Here is a 16,341-nt window from a genome sequence, read left to right as displayed (position 1 = left end):
CGTGATCTCAGCAACTGCACAGTGCGTTATCCAGCACCTTGCGCAATTCCAGCGGGTGATCCACCACTACATCTGCGCCCCAATGGCGCGGATTGTCGTCCGGGTGGATGTAGCCGTAGGTGACCGCTGCAGTGCGCGTGCCGGCGTCGCGGCCGGACTCGATATCGCGCAGGTCGTCGCCCACAAACAGCACGCTGGCCGGGTCCAGGTCGAGCATCTTGCACGCCAGGATCATCGGCTCCGGGTCCGGCTTGCTGTTCTTCACATGGTCCGGGCAAATCAGCAGCGCCGAGCGCTCGGCCAGGCCCAGTTGCTGCATGATCGGTTCGGCAAAGCGCAGTGGCTTGTTGGTGACCACGCCCCAGACCAGCTTGGACTTCTCGATGTCCTCCAGCAGCTCGGCCATGCCGTCGAACAGTTTGCTGTGGACCGCGCACCCTTTGAGGTAGCGCTCGAGAAACTCTTGGCGCAGCTCCTCGAAGCCTGGGGATTCCGGGTCCATGGAAAAGGTCACGGCCACCATCGCCTTCGCACCGCCGGAAATTTCATCGCGGATGTGCTGAGGGTTGATCGGCGCCAGGTCGCGGTCGGCGCGCATGGCCTGGCAGATGGCGATAAAGTCCGGCGCGGTATCCAGCAGGGTACCGTCCATGTCGAAGAGAACCGCTCGCAACTTCACAGGCTCACTCCTCGCGCAGGGTCTGGATCATGTAGTTGACGTCAACGTCGTTGGCCAGCTTGTAGTGCTTGGTCAGCGGGTTGTAGGTCAGGCCGATGATGTCCTTGACGGTCAGCCCGGCCTGGCGGCTCCAGGCGCCCAGCTCGGACGGGCGGATGAATTTCTTGAAGTCATGGGTGCCGCGCGGCAGCAGCTTCATGATGTATTCGGCGCCGATGATCGCGAACAGGTAGGCCTTGGGGTTGCGGTTGATGGTGGAGAAGAACACCTGGCCGCCGGGCTTGACCATGCGGAAGCATGCGCGGATCACCGAGGACGGGTCCGGTACGTGTTCGAGCATTTCCAGGCAGGTCACCACGTCGAACTGCTCGGGCATCTCTTCGGCCAGGGCTTCGGCAGTGATCTGGCGGTATTCCACGCTCACGCCGGATTCCAGTTGGTGCAACTGGGCCACGGCCAAGGGCGCTTCGCCCATGTCGATGCCCATCACGGTCGCGCCGCGCTGGGCCATGGCTTCGCTGAGGATGCCGCCGCCGCAACCCACGTCCAACACCTTCTTGCCGGCCAGGTTGACGCGTTCGTCAATCCAGTTGACCCGCAGCGGGTTGATGTCGTGCAGCGGCTTGAACTCGCTCTCGCGGTCCCACCAGCGGTGGGCCAGGGCTTCAAATTTGGCGATTTCGGCGTGGTCGACGTTGCTCATGGTGAATCCTCTAAACCTGATAAATCGTTTGGTCAGTCCTGAACCCAGGGGTTCAAAACCTTCGTTATTCGCTGTGCCCGCTGATGCGTTGGCCCCAGGCGATGGCCGTGGCGGTCAACTGTTGTTCATCCATGCGGGTCAATTGCCGGTCGTCGAGCAACTGCTTGCCGGCGACCCAAAGGTGTTTCACACAATCGCGTCCGGTGGCATATATAAGCTGCGAGACCGGATCGTAGATCGGTTGTTGCGCCAGCCCCGACAGATCGAAGGCGACGATATCCGCCGCCTTGCCGACCTCCAGCGAGCCAATCTCGCTTTCCAGGCCCATGGCCCGTGCACCGTTGAGGGTGGCCATGCGCAGGGCGCGATGGGCATCCAGCGCGGTGGCCGAACCGGCGACAGCCTTGGCCAGCATCGCTGCGGTGCGGGTTTCGCCCAGCAGATCGAGGTCATTGTTGCTGGCGGCGCCATCGGTGCCGATGGCCACGTTCACGCCAGCCTGCCACAGCCGCTCCACCGGGCAAAAGCCGCTGGCCAGTTTCAGGTTGGATTCCGGGCAGTGAATGATGCTGGTGTTGCTTTCTACCAGCAAAGCCAGGTCATCCTCGCTGATTTGGGTCATATGAACGGCCTGGAAGCGCGGGCCCAACAGCCCGAGGCGACCCAGGCGCGCTAATGGCCGTTCGCCAGTCTGCTCGACCGCTTGCTGTACTTCAAAGGCGGTTTCGTGAACATGCATGTGGATCGCGGCGTCCAGCTCTTCGGCGATCACCCGGATTTTCTCCAGGTTGTCATCGCACACGGTGTAGGGCGCGTGGGGGCCGAAGGTAATCTTGATGCGCGGGTGGTGCTTAAGGTCGCCGAATAGCTCGACGCCCTGGCGAATCGCCTCGTCGGGCGTGCTGGCGCCGGGGATCGGAAAGTCCAGGATCGGGATCGCAATCTGCGCGCGCATGCCACTGTTGTGCACGCAGTCACTGGCGACCTTGGGGTAGAAATACATGTCGGAGAAGCAGGTGATGCCGCCCTTGAGCTGTTCGGCGATGGCCAGGTCGGTGCCGTCGCGTACGAAGGCTTCGTCGACCCACTTGGCCTCGGCGGGCCAGATATGTTTTTCCAGCCAGGTCATCAGCGGCAGGTCGTCGGCCAGGCCCCGGAACAGGCTCATTGCCGCGTGCCCGTGGGCGTTGATCAGGCCGGGGCTGAGCAGCATGCCGGGCAGTTCGCGCACTTCGTTGGCCGAAAGCTTCAGCGCTGCGGCCCGTGGGCCGATAAACGCAATACGCCCGTCGCGGATGCCCAGACCGTGCTCCTTGAGCACCACGCCAGCGGGTTCGACCGGTACCAGCCAGGTTGGCAGCAACAATAAGTCGAGCGGGGCGGCAGTGGCAGTCATCGCAGGCTTCTTCCCAGGCAGCTATAAAAGAAGGGCGAAGTATACCCGAGCGTCCTGGCTGGCGGATCGCTATAATCGGCGGCTTTGTTTATGAGTGCGGAGTAAGGGATGCGCGATCGACTGTTGGCAGCGGAGAAGGTGAAGGCCATCGATTGGCGTGATGGCGCGCTGTTCCTGCTCGATCAGCGTGCCTTGCCGTCCCGGGAAAGCTGGGTGGCCTGCGTGACGGTCGATGAAGTGGCGGCCGCCATTCGTTCAATGGTGGTGCGCGGTGCGCCGGCCATTGGCATCAGTGCCGCCTATGGCTTGGTGCTGGCCGCCCGTGAGCGCATCGCCGAGGGTGGTGACTGGCAGGCCGCATGGGAAGAAGACTATGCACTGCTGGCCGATACCCGACCCACCGCGTCGAATCTGTTCTGGGCGTTGAAACGCATGCGCGACCGCCTGGACCGCGTCAAAAAACACGCCGATCCGCTGGCGGTGCTGGAGGCGGAAGCGATTGCCATCCATGAAAGTGATCGCGAAGCCAACCTCACCATGGCGCAGTTGGGTGTCGAGCTGATCCGCAAGCACCAGGGCAATGCCCAGGCCATCCTCACCCACGGCAACGCAGGCGCCCTGGCGACCGGCGGTGTCGGTACGGCGCTCGGGGTGATTCGTGCGGCCTATCTGGAAGGCATGGTCGAGCAGGTCTATGCCAATGAAACCCGGCCCTGGCTGCAAGGTTCGCGGCTGACCGCCTGGGAGCTGGCGGGCGAGGGCATCCCGGTGACGGTGAATGCCGATTCGGCCGGCGCGCACATCCTCAAGACCAAAGGCGTGACCTGGGTGATCGTCGGCGCCGATTGCATTGCCGCCAATGGCGATGTGATCAGCAAGATCGGCACCTACCAGTTGGCCGTGTGTGCAATGCATCACGGCGTGCGCTTCATGGTGGTGGCGCCGAGTTCGACCCTGGACCTGATGATGGCCACTGGCGATGATGTCGCCCTGGAAGAACGCGATACCGGCGAGTTGCTGGAAGTCGCCGGCCGGCGTTTCGCAGCCGATGTAAGTGCCTACAATCCGGTGTTTGACGTGACTCCGGCCGACCTGATCGACGTGATCGTGACCGAAAAAGGCGTGGTCGAGCGGCCGGACACCGCCAAGCTGGCCAAGTTGATGTGCCGTAAGCGCCTGCATTAAGCCAATTTGCCTCCGGAAACGGGCTTGGATCCAGCTCTGAGCCCCTCTCGTCGCCCTCAAGCCTGTCATCCGTCAACTTACTATGCTCCATGCGCATCAGGGGGATAGGTGCGTGGCGGCGATTGTGATAACATCCGGCGGTTTCCAGGGTTACCCCGAGGGGTGGCCTATAACGTGCAGATCCGTGTCATAACTCGTTGATTTGTCGTAAGTCGTTGTCAGGCACTCTGCCGGCAGCGGCGAGCTTCGTTCGTCCCATATGGATGTGACGAGGTTTCACCCGAAAAAGGAATCAGGCTTCTCATGGGCGAACTGGCCAAAGAAATCCTCCCGGTCAATATCGAAGACGAGCTGAAACAGTCCTACCTCGACTACGCGATGAGCGTAATTGTCGGTCGGGCACTGCCTGATGCGCGCGATGGCTTGAAGCCCGTGCACCGGCGTGTGCTGTTCGCGATGAGCGAGCTGGGTAACGACTGGAACAAGCCGTACAAGAAATCTGCCCGTGTTGTCGGTGACGTGATCGGTAAGTATCACCCCCACGGCGACACTGCGGTGTACGACACCATCGTTCGGATGGCCCAGCCGTTTTCCCTGCGCTACCTGCTGGTAGACGGCCAGGGCAACTTCGGTTCGGTCGACGGCGACAACGCCGCGGCCATGCGATACACCGAAGTGCGCATGACCAAGCTGGCGCACGAGCTGCTGGCCGACCTGCATAAAGAAACCGTGGACTGGGTGCCGAACTACGACGGCACCGAAATGATCCCGGCGGTCATGCCGACCAAGATCCCCAACCTGCTGGTCAACGGTTCCAGCGGTATCGCCGTGGGCATGGCGACCAACATCCCGCCGCACAACCTCGGTGAAGTCATCGACGGTTGCCTGGCCCTCATCGACAACCCTGAGCTGACCGTCGATGAGCTGATGCAATACATCCCCGGTCCGGACTTCCCGACCGCCGCGATCATCAACGGTCGCGCCGGCATCATCGAAGCCTACCGCACCGGTCGCGGCCGCATTTACATGCGCGCCCGCTCGATGATCGAAGACATCGACAAAGTCGGTGGCCGTCAGCAGATCGTCATCACCGAACTCCCGTACCAGCTGAACAAAGCGCGTCTGATCGAGAAGATCGCCGAGCTGGTCAAAGAGAAGAAGCTCGAAGGCATCACCGAGCTGCGCGACGAGTCTGACAAAGACGGTATGCGCGTGGTGATTGAGCTGCGTCGTGGCGAAGTGCCTGAGGTGATCCTCAACAACCTCTACGCCCAGACCCAGTTGCAAAGCGTGTTTGGTATCAACGTGGTTGCACTGATCGACGGCCGCCCGCGCATCCTGAACCTCAAGGATCTGCTGGAAGCCTTCGTCCGTCACCGCCGCGAAGTGGTCACCCGCCGTACCGTGTTCGAACTGCGTAAGGCCCGCGAACGTGGGCACATCCTGGAAGGCCAGGCGGTTGCGTTGTCGAATATCGACCCGGTCATCGCCCTGATCAAGGCCTCGCCAACCCCGTCGGAAGCCAAGGAAGCGCTGATCAGCACGCCTTGGGAATCCAGCGCCGTGGTGGCCATGGTTGAACGTGCCGGCGCCGATTCGTGCCGTCCAGAGACCCTGGACCCGCAATACGGTCTGCGCGAAGGCAAGTACTTCCTGTCGCCAGAGCAAGCCCAGGCCATCCTGGAACTGCGCCTGCACCGCCTGACCGGCCTGGAGCACGAAAAGCTGCTGGCCGAGTACCAGGAGATTCTCAACCAGATCGGCGAGTTGATCCGCATCCTCAGCAGCGCCGTGCGCCTGATGGAAGTGATCCGCGAAGAACTGGAAGTGATCCGCGCCGAATACGGCGACGTGCGTCGCACCGAGATCCTTGATGCGCGCCTCGACCTGACCCTGGGTGACATGATCCCGGAAGAAGAGCGCGTGGTGACCATCTCCCACGGCGGTTATGCCAAGACCCAGCCATTGGCTGCGTACCAGGCCCAGCGTCGTGGCGGTAAAGGTAAATCGGCTACTGGCGTCAAGGATGAGGACTACATCGCTCACCTGCTGGTCGCCAACAGCCACACCACGCTCCTGCTGTTCTCCAGCAAGGGCAAGGTGTACTGGCTGAAAACCTACGAGATCCCGGAAGCGTCCCGCGCTGCCCGTGGTCGTCCGCTGGTCAACCTGCTGCCGCTGGACAGTGATGAGTACATCACCACCATGCTGCCGGTCGAGGAATACACCGAAGGTCACTTCATCTTCATGGCCACCGCCAAAGGCACCGTGAAGAAGACCCCGCTGGAATCCTTCAGCCGTCAGCGCAGTGTGGGCCTGATCGCCCTGGAGCTGGACGAGGGCGACGTACTGATCTCCGCTGCTATCACTGATGGCGAGCGTGAAGTCATGCTGTTCTCCGACGGCGGCAAGGTCACGCGCTTCAAGGAATCTGACGTTCGCGCCATGGGCCGTACCGCTCGTGGTGTGCGCGGCATGCGTCTGCCGGAAGGGCAGAAGCTGATTTCGATGCTGATCCCGGAAGAAGGCAGCCAGATCCTCACCGCTTCCGAGCGTGGTTATGGCAAGCGTACGGCCATCAGCGAGTTCCCGGAGTACAAGCGTGGCGGCCAGGGCGTGATCGCCATGGTCAGCAACGACCGCAACGGCCGTCTGGTCGGCGCGGTCCAGGTGCTCGACGGCGAGGAAATCATGCTGATTTCCGACCAGGGCACCCTGGTACGTACCCGTGTGGCCGAAGTGTCGAGCCTGGGCCGTAACACCCAGGGCGTGACCCTGATCAAGCTGGCCAAGGACGAAAAACTGGTCGGCCTGGAGCGTGTCCAGGAGCCGTCGGAAGTCGAAGGCGAGGAGCTGGAAGGTGAGGAGTTTGACGGCGAGGTGATCGCAGCCGGCGATGACAACGTCGACGAGCCAACCCTCGATGCTGCCGCAGACGAAGAAGAACCGCAGGAATAAGCGGACACACAGGGGGCGGATGAAGATTCGCCCCCTTGTTGTTTGTCCCCTTTGAAACATGTGGGAGCTGGCTTGCCTGCGATGGCATCACCACGGTATCACTGACGTACCGAGGCGCCTGTATCGCAGGCAAGCCAGCTCCCACAACGGTCCGCTCCGGAAACAGAGCGTTACCGAACATGATTGCAGCCCCACCAGATCAGAGTGAGATTGGATGTGAGCAAGAGAGCCTATAACTTCTGTGCCGGTCCCGCGGCGCTTCCTGAAGCAGTCCTGCAGCGCGCGCAGGGTGAACTCCTCGACTGGCATGGAAAAGGCCTCTCCGTGATGGAAATGAGCCATCGCAGCGATGAGTTCGTGTCCATCGCCACCAAAGCCGAGCAGGACCTGCGCGACTTGCTGGACATCCCATCCAACTACAAAGTGCTGTTCCTGCAGGGCGGCGCCAGCCAGCAGTTCGCCCAGATCCCGCTGAACCTGCTGCCGGAAGACGGCACGGCTGACTATATCGACACGGGCATCTGGGGCCAGAAGGCCATTGAAGAGGCTTCCCGTTACGGTCACGTGAATGTCGCGGGTACCGCCAAGCCGTACGACTACTTCGCCATTCCCGGTCAGAACGAGTGGAAGCTGTCGAAGGATGCTGCCTACGTTCACTACGTTGCCAACGAAACCATCGGCGGCCTGGAGTTTGACTGGGTGCCGGAAGTGGGTGACGTGCCGCTGGTGTGCGACATGTCCTCGGACATCCTCTCGCGCCCTATCGATGTGTCCAAATACGGCATGATCTACGCCGGCGCGCAGAAGAACATCGGTCCGAGCGGCATCCTGGTCAACATCATCCGTGAAGACCTGCTCGGTCGCGCCCGTTCGCTGTGCCCGACCATGCTCAACTACAAGGTCGCGGCCGATAACGGCTCGATGTACAACACCCCGCCGGCGTTCGCCTGGTACCTGTCCGGCCTGGTCTTCGAGTGGCTGAAGGAGCAGGGCGGTGTCGCCGCCATGGGCAAGCTGAACGAAGAGAAGAAGCGCACCCTGTACGACTTCATCGACGCCAGCGGCCTGTACAGCAACCCGATCAACCTGACTGACCGCTCGTGGATGAACGTGCCGTTCCGGCTGGCTGACGACCGTCTGGACAAGCCATTCCTGGCCGGTGCCGACGAGCGTGGCCTGCTGAACCTCAAGGGGCACCGATCGGTCGGTGGCATGCGCGCCTCCATCTACAACGCTGTCGACATCAACGCCATCAAGGCGCTGGTTGCCTACATGGCAGAGTTCGAAAAGGAACACGGCTAATGTCTGAGCAAGAACTCAAGGCCCTGCGCGTACGCATTGACAGCCTGGACGAGAAAGTCCTGGAACTGATCAGCGAGCGCGCGCGGTGCGCCCAGGAAGTGGCACGGGTGAAGATGGCGTCCCTGGCTGAAGGCGAAGTGCCGGTGTTCTACCGTCCGGAGCGTGAAGCCCAGGTGCTCAAGCGTGTCATGGAGCGCAATAAAGGCCCGCTGGGCAACGAAGAGATGGCGCGGTTGTTCCGTGAAATCATGTCTTCTTGCCTGGCCCTGGAGCAGCCGCTGAAAGTGGCTTACCTCGGTCCTGAGGGTACTTTCACCCAAGCGGCGGCCATGAAGCACTTCGGCCACGCGGTGATCAGCAAGCCAATGGCGGCGATCGACGAAGTGTTCCGTGAAGTGGCGGCCGGTGCGGTGAACTTTGGCGTGGTGCCGGTGGAAAACTCCACCGAAGGCGCGGTCAACCACACGCTGGACAGCTTCCTCGAGCATGACATGGTGATCTGCGGCGAAGTCGAGCTGCGTATCCACCATCACCTGTTGGTGGGCGAGAACACCAAGACCGACAGCATCAGCCGTATCTACTCCCACGCCCAGTCCCTGGCTCAGTGCCGCAAGTGGCTGGACGCGCATTACCCGAATGTTGAGCGCGTGGCGGTCTCCAGCAATGCCGAGGCGGCCAAGCGGGTCAAGGGTGAGTGGAACTCGGCGGCCATCGCCGGTGATATGGCAGCGGGCCTGTATGGCCTGACGCGCCTGGCCGAGAAAATCGAGGATCGCCCGGACAACTCCACGCGTTTCCTGATGATCGGCAGCCAGGAAGTGCCGCCAACGGGCGACGACAAGACGTCCATCATCGTCTCCATGAGCAACAAGCCCGGCGCGCTGCACGAGCTGCTGGTGCCGTTCCACGACAACGGGATTGACCTGACGCGCATCGAGACTCGTCCTTCGCGCAGCGGTAAATGGACTTACGTGTTCTTTATCGACTTCATCGGCCACCACCGCGACCCGCTGGTCAAAGGTGTGCTGGAGAAAATCAGTCAGGAGGCTGTGGCACTCAAAGTGCTGGGCTCTTACCCGAAAGCGGTTTTGTGAGGCTTTAACATGAGTGGCAACTTCCTCGCCCTGGCTCAGCCGGGCGTGCAACAACTGTCGCCTTACGTTCCGGGCAAGCCTGTGGACGAGTTGGCGCGTGAGTTGAACCTGGATCCGGCGAACATCGTCAAGCTGGCCAGCAACGAAAACCCGCTGGGCCCGAGCCCTAAAGTGTTGGCGGCGATTCGTGAAGAGCTGGCTGAACTGACCCGCTACCCCGATGGCAACGGTTTTGCCCTCAAGTCGCTGTTGGCGCAAAAGTGCCGGGTCGAGTTGAACCAGGTCACCCTGGGCAATGGCTCCAACGACATTCTTGAGCTGGTTGGTCGTGCGTACCTGGCCCCAGGCTTGAATGCGGTGTTCAGCGAGCACGCGTTTGCGGTCTATCCGATCGTGACCCAGGCGGTCGGTGCTGATGCGCGCGTTGTTCCTGCGAAGGATTGGGGTCACGACCTGCCAGCCATGCTGGCGGCGATCGACGCCCAGACCCGCGTGGTGTTTATCGCCAACCCGAACAACCCGACCGGCACCTGGTTCGATGCGCAAGCGCTGAACGACTTCCTGCAAGACGTGCCGGAACACGTGCTGGTTGTGCTGGACGAGGCCTACATCGAATACGCCGAAGGCAGTGATTTGCCGAACGGCCTGGATTTCCTGGCGGCGTACCCGAACCTGCTGGTCTCGCGTACGTTCTCCAAGGCGTATGGCCTGGCGTCGCTGCGGGTCGGCTATGGCCTGTCCACCGCTGTAGTTGCCGATGTGCTGAACCGTGTGCGCCAGCCGTTCAACGTCAACAGCCTCGCCCTCGCGGCGGCCTGTGCGGCGGTGAAGGATGCCGAGTACCTGGAAGAAGGTCGTCGCATCAACGAAAGCGGCATGTTGCAACTGCAGGAAGGCTTTCGTGAGTTGGGCCTGGGTTGGATTCCGTCCAAGGGCAACTTCATTTGTGTCGACCTCGGCCAAGTGGCTGCGCCGGTGTTCCAGGGGCTGTTGCGCGAAGGCGTGATCGTGCGTCCGACCGCCAACTACGGCATGCCGAACCACCTGCGCATCACCATCGGCCTGCCGGCAGAAAACGCCCGCTTCCTGGAGGCGCTGGCCAAGGTTCTGGCCCGTGGTTGATGTCACTGCATTGCAACCTGCTGTGCCTATGATCGGTCGCCTGGTGGTGGTCGGTCTGGGATTGATCGGCGGCTCCTTCGCCAAGGGCCTGCGTGAAAGCGGGCTGTGTGGCGAAGTGGTCGGTGTGGACCTGGACCCGCAATCGCGCAAGTTGGCGGTTGAGTTGGGCGTGGTGGATCGCTGTGAGGCGGACCTGGCGCTCGCGTGCCAGGGCGCAGACGTGATCCAGTTGGCCGTGCCGATCCTGGCCATGGAGAAATTGCTCGCCGTACTGGCGGGCATGGACCTGGGCCAGGCGATCCTGACGGACGTCGGCAGTGCCAAAGGCAATGTGGTGCGCGCGGCGCAACGGGCCTTTGGTGGTATGCCGGCGCGTTTTGTGCCGGGGCATCCGATTGCCGGCTCCGAGCAGAGCGGGGTGGAGGCGTCCAATGCGCAGTTGTTCCGTCGCCATAAAGTCATCCTGACGCCGCTGGAGCAAACCGATCCGGCTGCATTGGCGGTGGTGGATCGTTTGTGGCGTGAGTTGGGCGCGGATGTCGAGCATATGCAGGTCGAGCGTCATGACGAAGTGCTGGCCGCGACCAGTCATCTGCCGCATTTGCTCGCATTCGGCCTGGTGGACTCCTTGGCCAAACGCAACGAAAACCTCGAGATTTTCCGATACGCCGCCGGTGGCTTCCGTGATTTCACGCGGATTGCCGGCAGCGACCCGGTGATGTGGCACGACATCTTCCTCGCCAATCGCGAAGCGGTGTTGCGCACCTTGGACACCTTCCGCAGCGACCTCGACGCCTTGCGCGACGCGGTTGATGCCGGAGATGGCCATCAATTATTGGGCGTGTTCACCCGTGCGCGGGTGGCGCGTGAGCATTTCAGCAAGATCCTGGCGCGCCGGGCCTACATGGAAACCGCAGTGAACGCTGATGAGTTGACCTTCCTCGCCGAACCGGGTGGCCGCTTGAGCGGGCGTATTCGGGTGCCGGGCGACAAGTCAATCTCCCATCGTTCGATCATGCTGGGTTCGTTGGCTGAGGGTGTGACTGAGGTCGAAGGTTTCCTTGAAGGTGAAGATGCCCTGGCGACCTTGCAGGCATTTCGCGACATGGGCGTGGTGATTGAGGGCCCGCACCATGGGCGCGTGACCATTCATGGCGTAGGGCTGCATGGCCTGAGACCGGCGCCGGGGCCGATTTACCTGGGTAACTCCGGCACTTCCATGCGGCTGCTGTCGGGTTTGCTGGCAGCGCAGAGTTTCGACAGTGTGCTGACTGGCGATGCGTCCCTGTCCAAGCGCCCGATGAATCGCGTAGCCAAGCCCCTACGGGAAATGGGTGCAGTGATCGAGACCGGGCCAGAAGGGCGTCCGCCGCTGACCATTCGTGGTGGCCAGTCGTTGAAAGGCCTGGCTTACGCGATGCCGATGGCCAGTGCCCAGGTCAAATCCTGCCTATTGCTGGCCGGGTTGTACGCTGAAGGCAAAACCGCGGTGACCGAGCCTGCGCCGACCCGCGACCATACCGAGCGCATGTTGCGCGGCTTTGGCTATCCGGTGGCGGTGGAGGGCGCGACGGCATCGCTGGAGTCCGGTCATGCGCTGACGGCTGCCCATATAGAAGTGCCGGGGGATATTTCTTCTTCAGCGTTCTTTCTGGTGGCAGCTTCGATTGCCGAGGGTTCTGAGTTGCTGCTGGAGCATGTGGGTGTCAATCCGACGCGTACCGGCGTGATCGATATCCTGCGGCTGATGGGCGCGGATATCACCCTGGAAAACCAGCGTGAGGTGGGTGGAGAGCCTGTCGCGGATCTGCGCGTAAGAGCGGCAGCGTTGAAGGGAATCGAGATTCCTGAAGCGTTGGTGCCGTTGGCGATCGATGAGTTTCCAGTGTTGTTCGTCGCCGCGGCCTGTGCCGAGGGACGAACGGTGTTGCGTGGCGCTTCAGAGCTACGTGTGAAGGAGTCCGACCGTATCCAGGTCATGGCCGACGGTCTGTTGGCGCTGGGCGTTAAGTGTGAACCGACCCCTGATGGGATTATCATTGAGGGTGGTCTGATGGGCGGTGGTGAAGTGCATGCCCATGGCGATCACCGGATTGCCATGGCATTCAGCGTGGCTTCCCTACGGGCGGCGGCGCCGATTCGTATCCGTGACTGCGCCAATGTTGCTACGTCTTTTCCGAATTTTCTTACACTGTGTGCCCACGTCGGCATCCGTGTTGCCCAAGAGGCTCAATTGTGAATATCAAAGCACCGGTGATTACCATCGACGGGCCAAGCGGCTCGGGCAAAGGCACGATCGCCGGCATCCTGGCCAAGCGCCTGGGCTGGTGCCTGCTGGATTCTGGCGCGCTGTACCGCCTGCTGGCGTTCGCCGCACGCAACCATGGCGTCGACCTGACCAACGAAGAATCCCTGAAGCTGCTGGCGGCGCACCTTGATGTGCAGTTCGTCGGCGCGACGGAAGGTCATCCCCAGCGCATCATCCTTGAAGGGGACGATGTGACAGATGACCTGCGCAACGAGCAGGTCGGCTCCTGGGCGTCCCAGGTTGCCGCGCTGCCGGCCGTACGTGATGCGCTGCTGCAGCGTCAGCGGGCTTTTCAAGAGCCGCCGGGCCTGGTGGCCGATGGCCGTGATATGGGAACCGTGGTGTTTCCCGAGGCGCCGTTGAAGATTTTCCTGACCGCCAGCGCCGAGGAGCGGGCTCGCCGCCGCTACTTGCAGTTGAAGGGCAAAGTCGATGGTGTTAGTCTGTCGAGTCTGCTAGATGAGATCCGTGCACGCGATGAGCGTGATACCCAGCGCGCAGTAGCCCCGCTCAAACCGGCGGCTGATGCCATACAGCTGGATTCCACGGAGTTGTCCATCGAGCAGGTGCTGGAACGCATCTTGAGTGAAATCGCCATTCGCGATATCACCGGGTGATCAAGAAGGCCGCAGGGGACCAGTCATAGTCCTGCGGTGGCTTCTTTTAACTGAAACTGACCCACACCGTCTGGGGTGTGGAGATGGGCGTATTCTTCGCCCTTATCAACAGGAATTAAAATGAGCGAAAGCTTTGCGGAACTCTTTGAAGAAAGCCTAAAAACCCTGAACCTTCAGGCAGGCTCCATCATCACCGGTGTTATCGTTGATATCGATTACCAAGCTCGCTGGGTAACCGTTCACGCTGGTCTGAAGTCTGAAGCTCTGATCCCGCTGGAACAGTTCTACAACGATGCTGGTGATCTGACAATCAATGTCGGTGACGAAGTTCACGTTGCTCTGGACTCGGTTGAAGACGGTTTCGGTGAAACCAAGCTGTCCCGTGAAAAAGCCAAGCGCGCTGAATGCTGGATTGTTCTCGAAGCAGCCTTCGCAGCTGAAGAAGTGGTCAAGGGCGTTATCAACGGTAAGGTTAAAGGCGGCTTCACTGTCGACGTTAACGGCATCCGTGCGTTCCTGCCAGGTTCTTTGGTCGACGTTCGTCCTGTGCGCGACACCACGCACCTGGAAGGCAAAGAACTCGAATTCAAGGTCATCAAGCTCGACCAGAAGCGCAACAACGTTGTCGTTTCCCGTCGCAGCGTCCTGGAAGCAGAGAACTCCGCCGAGCGTGAAGCTCTGCTGGAATCCCTGCAGGAAGGCCAACAAGTCAAAGGTATCGTCAAAAACCTCACCGACTACGGCGCATTCGTCGACCTGGGTGGCGTGGATGGCCTGCTGCACATTACCGACATGGCTTGGAAGCGTATCAAGCATCCTTCCGAAATCGTCAACGTTGGCGACGAGATCGATGTCAAGGTTCTGAAATACGATCGCGAGCGCAACCGTGTTTCCCTGGGCTTGAAGCAACTGGGTGAAGATCCATGGGTTGCTATCAAAGCCCGTTACCCAGAAAGCACTCGCGTTACCGCGCGTGTTACCAACCTGACCGACTACGGCTGCTTCGCTGAGCTGGAAGAAGGCGTGGAAGGCCTGGTACACGTTTCCGAAATGGACTGGACCAACAAAAACATCCACCCTTCGAAAGTCGTACAAGTCGGCGACGAAGTGGAAGTTATGGTTCTGGACATCGACGAAGAGCGTCGTCGTATCTCCCTGGGCATCAAGCAGTGCAAATCTAACCCATGGGAAGATTTCTCTGGCCAGTTCAACAAGGGCGATAAAATCTCCGGCACCATCAAGTCGATCACCGATTTCGGTATCTTCATTGGTCTGGACGGCGGCATCGACGGCCTGGTTCACCTGTCCGACATCTCCTGGAACGAAGTGGGCGAAGAAGCTGTTCGTCGTTTCAAGAAGGGCGACGAGCTGGACACCGTTATCCTGTCGGTTGACCCAGAGCGCGAGCGTATCTCCCTGGGTATCAAGCAACTGGAAAGCGATCCGTTCTCCGAGTACGTTCAAGAGAACGACAAAGGCGCAATCGTTAAAGGCACTGTGAAAGAAGTTGACGCCAAAGGCGCCATCATCGTTCTGGCCGACGATATCGAAGCGACTCTGAAAGCCTCCGAAATCAGCCGTGACCGCGTTGAAGATGCGCGTAACGTTCTGAAAGAAGGCCAGGAAGTAGAAGCCAAGATCATCAGCGTTGATCGCAAGAGCCGCGTAATCCAACTCTCCATCAAGTCGAAAGACGAAGTTGAAGAGAAAGAAGCCATCCAGAGCCTGAAAACTGCTCCGGAAGCTGAAAAAGGCGAGACCACCATGGCCTCCCTGCTGCGCGAAGCAATGGCTAAACAGAACTAAGTTCTGTAAAGCTGTAGAAAGGGCGACTTCGGTCGCCCTTTTTTGTGCTTGAAATTCGTTGAATCAACAACCTAGAACCAAGGCGTTCAGCTCAGTGTCAGAACTAGCTATAGTCTTAAGAAAAAAGCGGTTCCCGTGTTGTAGCTTCAGTAAGGATTTGAATGGTCAGGCTTATCGTAGTACTCGCCGTGGTAATGCTCGCAGGCTGCTCCGCTACCAGCGCCAAGACCCATGCCAAGCGCGGCGTCAGTGGCATCGAGATCGACTGCTCAGGGCTTGGCAACAACTGGCAGAAGTGCGAGAAGCGCGCCACTCGAGAGTGCAAGATGCAAGGCTACAAGGTCATCACCAGGTCCAGTGATGCCCAGGATGAAGAGGGTGACTCTCTCTTTGGCTGGAACCCTGCCGGCGCAGTGACGCGGACGATGCTGGTGATCTGCAATTGAACGAATAGCACCTTCAATGCGGGGGGGTATTCAACCAGCAGATAAGTTTATGCATGGGCTGTTCAAATTCATCAAGTCATGCTAAAACCTTCGGAGCGCTTTTCCTAGCTGCTTGAAAAAGAAGGGAAAAATATGACGAAGTCGGAGTTGATCGAACGAATTGTCACCCATCAAGGGCTGCTCTCATCCAAGGATGTCGAGCTGGCTATCAAGACCATGCTTGAGCAAATGTCCCAATGCCTGGCGACCGGGGATCGCATTGAGATCCGTGGGTTTGGGAGCTTTTCCCTTCACTATCGCGCGCCGCGTGTGGGCCGTAATCCGAAAACCGGCCAGTCCGTCAGTCTTGACGGCAAGTTCGTACCTCACTTCAAGCCGGGTAAGGAATTGCGTGATCGTGTGAACGAAGACGAGGAAGAAGGCGTCTGATCGACTTTCAGGAGAATGTTATGTCTAGACTTGCGCGCTTTGCATCGATTGTATCTGTTTTGTTCTTCGCGCTCGTTGTCGTTTTTTTTGTGCTCGAGAATCAGCAAGGTGCGACACTGTCGTTTTTCGGCTGGTCCACGGTTGAGCTACCTGTTTCAGTTTTCACCTTACTGGCGTTACTCGTGGGAATGATTGTTGGGCCTGCACTAGGTGTGGTGCTTGGCCGTAAGAGAATACGTCAGAAGGCCTGATCGATATGTGCTTGGGGGTTGCTGTAGTCTTATGCTTGAACCATG

The 16,341-nt window shown here is 60.1% G+C and carries 14 protein-coding genes; 11 read left to right on the top strand and 3 right to left on the bottom strand.

The genetic code is table 11. The features are described from left to right. Window positions 1-7: 7 nt before the first annotated feature. From mupP to EJ576_RS26270, 3 genes are all read right to left on the bottom strand, one after another. Window positions 8-679 carry an N-acetylmuramic acid 6-phosphate phosphatase MupP gene (gene mupP / locus EJ576_RS26280; RefSeq protein ID WP_033902529.1) on the bottom strand — a complete coding sequence of 224 codons (672 nt, stop codon included), beginning with the start codon at window positions 677-679 and terminating at the stop codon, window positions 8-10. A gap of 4 nt (window positions 680-683) precedes the next feature. Continuing rightward, complete coding sequence (gene ubiG / locus EJ576_RS26275) at window positions 684-1,382, bottom strand: bifunctional 2-polyprenyl-6-hydroxyphenol methylase/3-demethylubiquinol 3-O-methyltransferase UbiG (protein WP_003189760.1); 699 nt, start codon at window positions 1,380-1,382, stop codon at window positions 684-686. Window positions 1,383-1,446: 64 nt separating this feature from the next. Beyond that, window positions 1,447-2,778, bottom strand: coding sequence for a TRZ/ATZ family hydrolase (locus tag EJ576_RS26270; protein ID WP_122725067.1), 1,332 nt, complete (start codon window positions 2,776-2,778; stop codon window positions 1,447-1,449). Window positions 2,779-2,886: 108 nt separating this feature from the next. Between EJ576_RS26270 and mtnA the strand changes: the two genes are divergently transcribed. The 11 genes from mtnA to EJ576_RS26215 all read left to right on the top strand — a co-directional run bounded on the left by mtnA (window position 2,887) and on the right by EJ576_RS26215 (window position 16,296). Continuing rightward, entirely contained in the window at window positions 2,887-3,963 is a 1,077-nt protein-coding gene (gene mtnA, locus EJ576_RS26265; RefSeq protein ID WP_122725069.1) for an S-methyl-5-thioribose-1-phosphate isomerase, read from the top strand. 303 nt (window positions 3,964-4,266) lie between these two features. Then, window positions 4,267-6,921 (top strand): DNA gyrase subunit A, encoded by a 2,655-nt coding sequence (gene gyrA, locus EJ576_RS26260; RefSeq protein WP_005786294.1) that lies wholly within the window; start codon window positions 4,267-4,269, stop codon window positions 6,919-6,921. Window positions 6,922-7,137: 216 nt separating this feature from the next. Next, window positions 7,138-8,223 (top strand): 3-phosphoserine/phosphohydroxythreonine transaminase, encoded by a 1,086-nt coding sequence (gene serC, locus EJ576_RS26255; protein WP_078047491.1) that lies wholly within the window; start codon window positions 7,138-7,140, stop codon window positions 8,221-8,223. Continuing rightward, entirely contained in the window at window positions 8,223-9,317 is a 1,095-nt protein-coding gene (pheA, locus tag EJ576_RS26250; RefSeq protein ID WP_003172650.1) for a prephenate dehydratase, read from the top strand. The genes serC and pheA overlap by 1 nt, the downstream gene beginning before the upstream one ends. A gap of 9 nt (window positions 9,318-9,326) precedes the next feature. Then, the gene (hisC, locus tag EJ576_RS26245; protein ID WP_126571472.1) at window positions 9,327-10,439 is read left to right on the top strand and encodes a histidinol-phosphate transaminase; all 1,113 of its coding nucleotides are present in this window, start codon (window positions 9,327-9,329) and stop codon (window positions 10,437-10,439) included. Between the two features lie 28 nt (window positions 10,440-10,467). After that, on the top strand, window positions 10,468-12,678 hold the full coding sequence (locus EJ576_RS26240) for a bifunctional prephenate dehydrogenase/3-phosphoshikimate 1-carboxyvinyltransferase (protein ID WP_256656649.1): 2,211 nt from the start codon (window positions 10,468-10,470) through the stop codon (window positions 12,676-12,678). Beyond that, on the top strand, window positions 12,675-13,364 hold the full coding sequence (gene cmk / locus EJ576_RS26235; protein ID WP_028619473.1) for a (d)CMP kinase: 690 nt from the start codon (window positions 12,675-12,677) through the stop codon (window positions 13,362-13,364). The genes EJ576_RS26240 and cmk overlap by 4 nt, the downstream gene beginning before the upstream one ends. A 120-nt stretch (window positions 13,365-13,484) precedes the next feature. Beyond that, window positions 13,485-15,170: a 30S ribosomal protein S1 gene (gene rpsA, locus EJ576_RS26230; RefSeq protein WP_122725075.1), complete on the top strand. Its 1,686-nt coding sequence runs from the start codon at window positions 13,485-13,487 to the stop codon at window positions 15,168-15,170. A 161-nt stretch (window positions 15,171-15,331) separates the two neighbouring features. Continuing rightward, window positions 15,332-15,616: a hypothetical protein gene (locus EJ576_RS26225; RefSeq protein ID WP_126571470.1), complete on the top strand. Its 285-nt coding sequence runs from the start codon at window positions 15,332-15,334 to the stop codon at window positions 15,614-15,616. A gap of 132 nt (window positions 15,617-15,748) precedes the next feature. After that, window positions 15,749-16,045 carry an integration host factor subunit beta gene (ihfB, locus tag EJ576_RS26220; protein ID WP_003218804.1) on the top strand — a complete coding sequence of 99 codons (297 nt, stop codon included), beginning with the start codon at window positions 15,749-15,751 and terminating at the stop codon, window positions 16,043-16,045. Between the two features lie 20 nt (window positions 16,046-16,065). Next, a complete protein-coding gene (locus EJ576_RS26215) occupies window positions 16,066-16,296 on the top strand; it encodes a lipopolysaccharide assembly protein LapA domain-containing protein (RefSeq protein ID WP_122725079.1) in 231 nt (76 codons plus the stop codon). Window positions 16,297-16,341 lie beyond the last annotated feature (45 nt).

It is taken from the genome of Pseudomonas sp. C 49-2, assembly GCF_003970195.1.
Taxonomy (GTDB): Bacteria; Pseudomonadota; Gammaproteobacteria; order Pseudomonadales; family Pseudomonadaceae; genus Aquipseudomonas; species Aquipseudomonas canadensis.
The sequence above is the reverse complement of the archived record's forward strand: the minus strand, read 5'-3'. Positions and strand labels throughout refer to the sequence as shown.

Excerpts from the sequence above, each read along its gene's own strand:
- ubiG (WP_003189760.1), bottom strand. The coding sequence starts at position 1,382 with ATGAGCAACGTCGACCACGCCGAAATCGCCAAATTTGAAGCCCTGGCC.
- EJ576_RS26270 (WP_122725067.1), bottom strand. The coding sequence starts at position 2,778 with ATGACTGCCACTGCCGCCCCGCTCGACTTATTGTTGCTGCCAACCTGG.
- mtnA (WP_122725069.1), top strand. The coding sequence starts at position 2,887 with ATGCGCGATCGACTGTTGGCAGCGGAGAAGGTGAAGGCCATCGATTGG.
- gyrA (WP_005786294.1), top strand. The coding sequence starts at position 4,267 with ATGGGCGAACTGGCCAAAGAAATCCTCCCGGTCAATATCGAAGACGAG.
- pheA (WP_003172650.1), top strand. The coding sequence starts at position 8,223 with ATGTCTGAGCAAGAACTCAAGGCCCTGCGCGTACGCATTGACAGCCTG.
- hisC (WP_126571472.1), top strand. The coding sequence starts at position 9,327 with ATGAGTGGCAACTTCCTCGCCCTGGCTCAGCCGGGCGTGCAACAACTG.
- EJ576_RS26240 (WP_256656649.1), top strand. The coding sequence starts at position 10,468 with ATGATCGGTCGCCTGGTGGTGGTCGGTCTGGGATTGATCGGCGGCTCC.
- rpsA (WP_122725075.1), top strand. The coding sequence starts at position 13,485 with ATGAGCGAAAGCTTTGCGGAACTCTTTGAAGAAAGCCTAAAAACCCTG.
- EJ576_RS26225 (WP_126571470.1), top strand. The coding sequence starts at position 15,332 with ATGGTCAGGCTTATCGTAGTACTCGCCGTGGTAATGCTCGCAGGCTGC.
- ihfB (WP_003218804.1), top strand. The coding sequence starts at position 15,749 with ATGACGAAGTCGGAGTTGATCGAACGAATTGTCACCCATCAAGGGCTG.
- EJ576_RS26215 (WP_122725079.1), top strand. The coding sequence starts at position 16,066 with ATGTCTAGACTTGCGCGCTTTGCATCGATTGTATCTGTTTTGTTCTTC.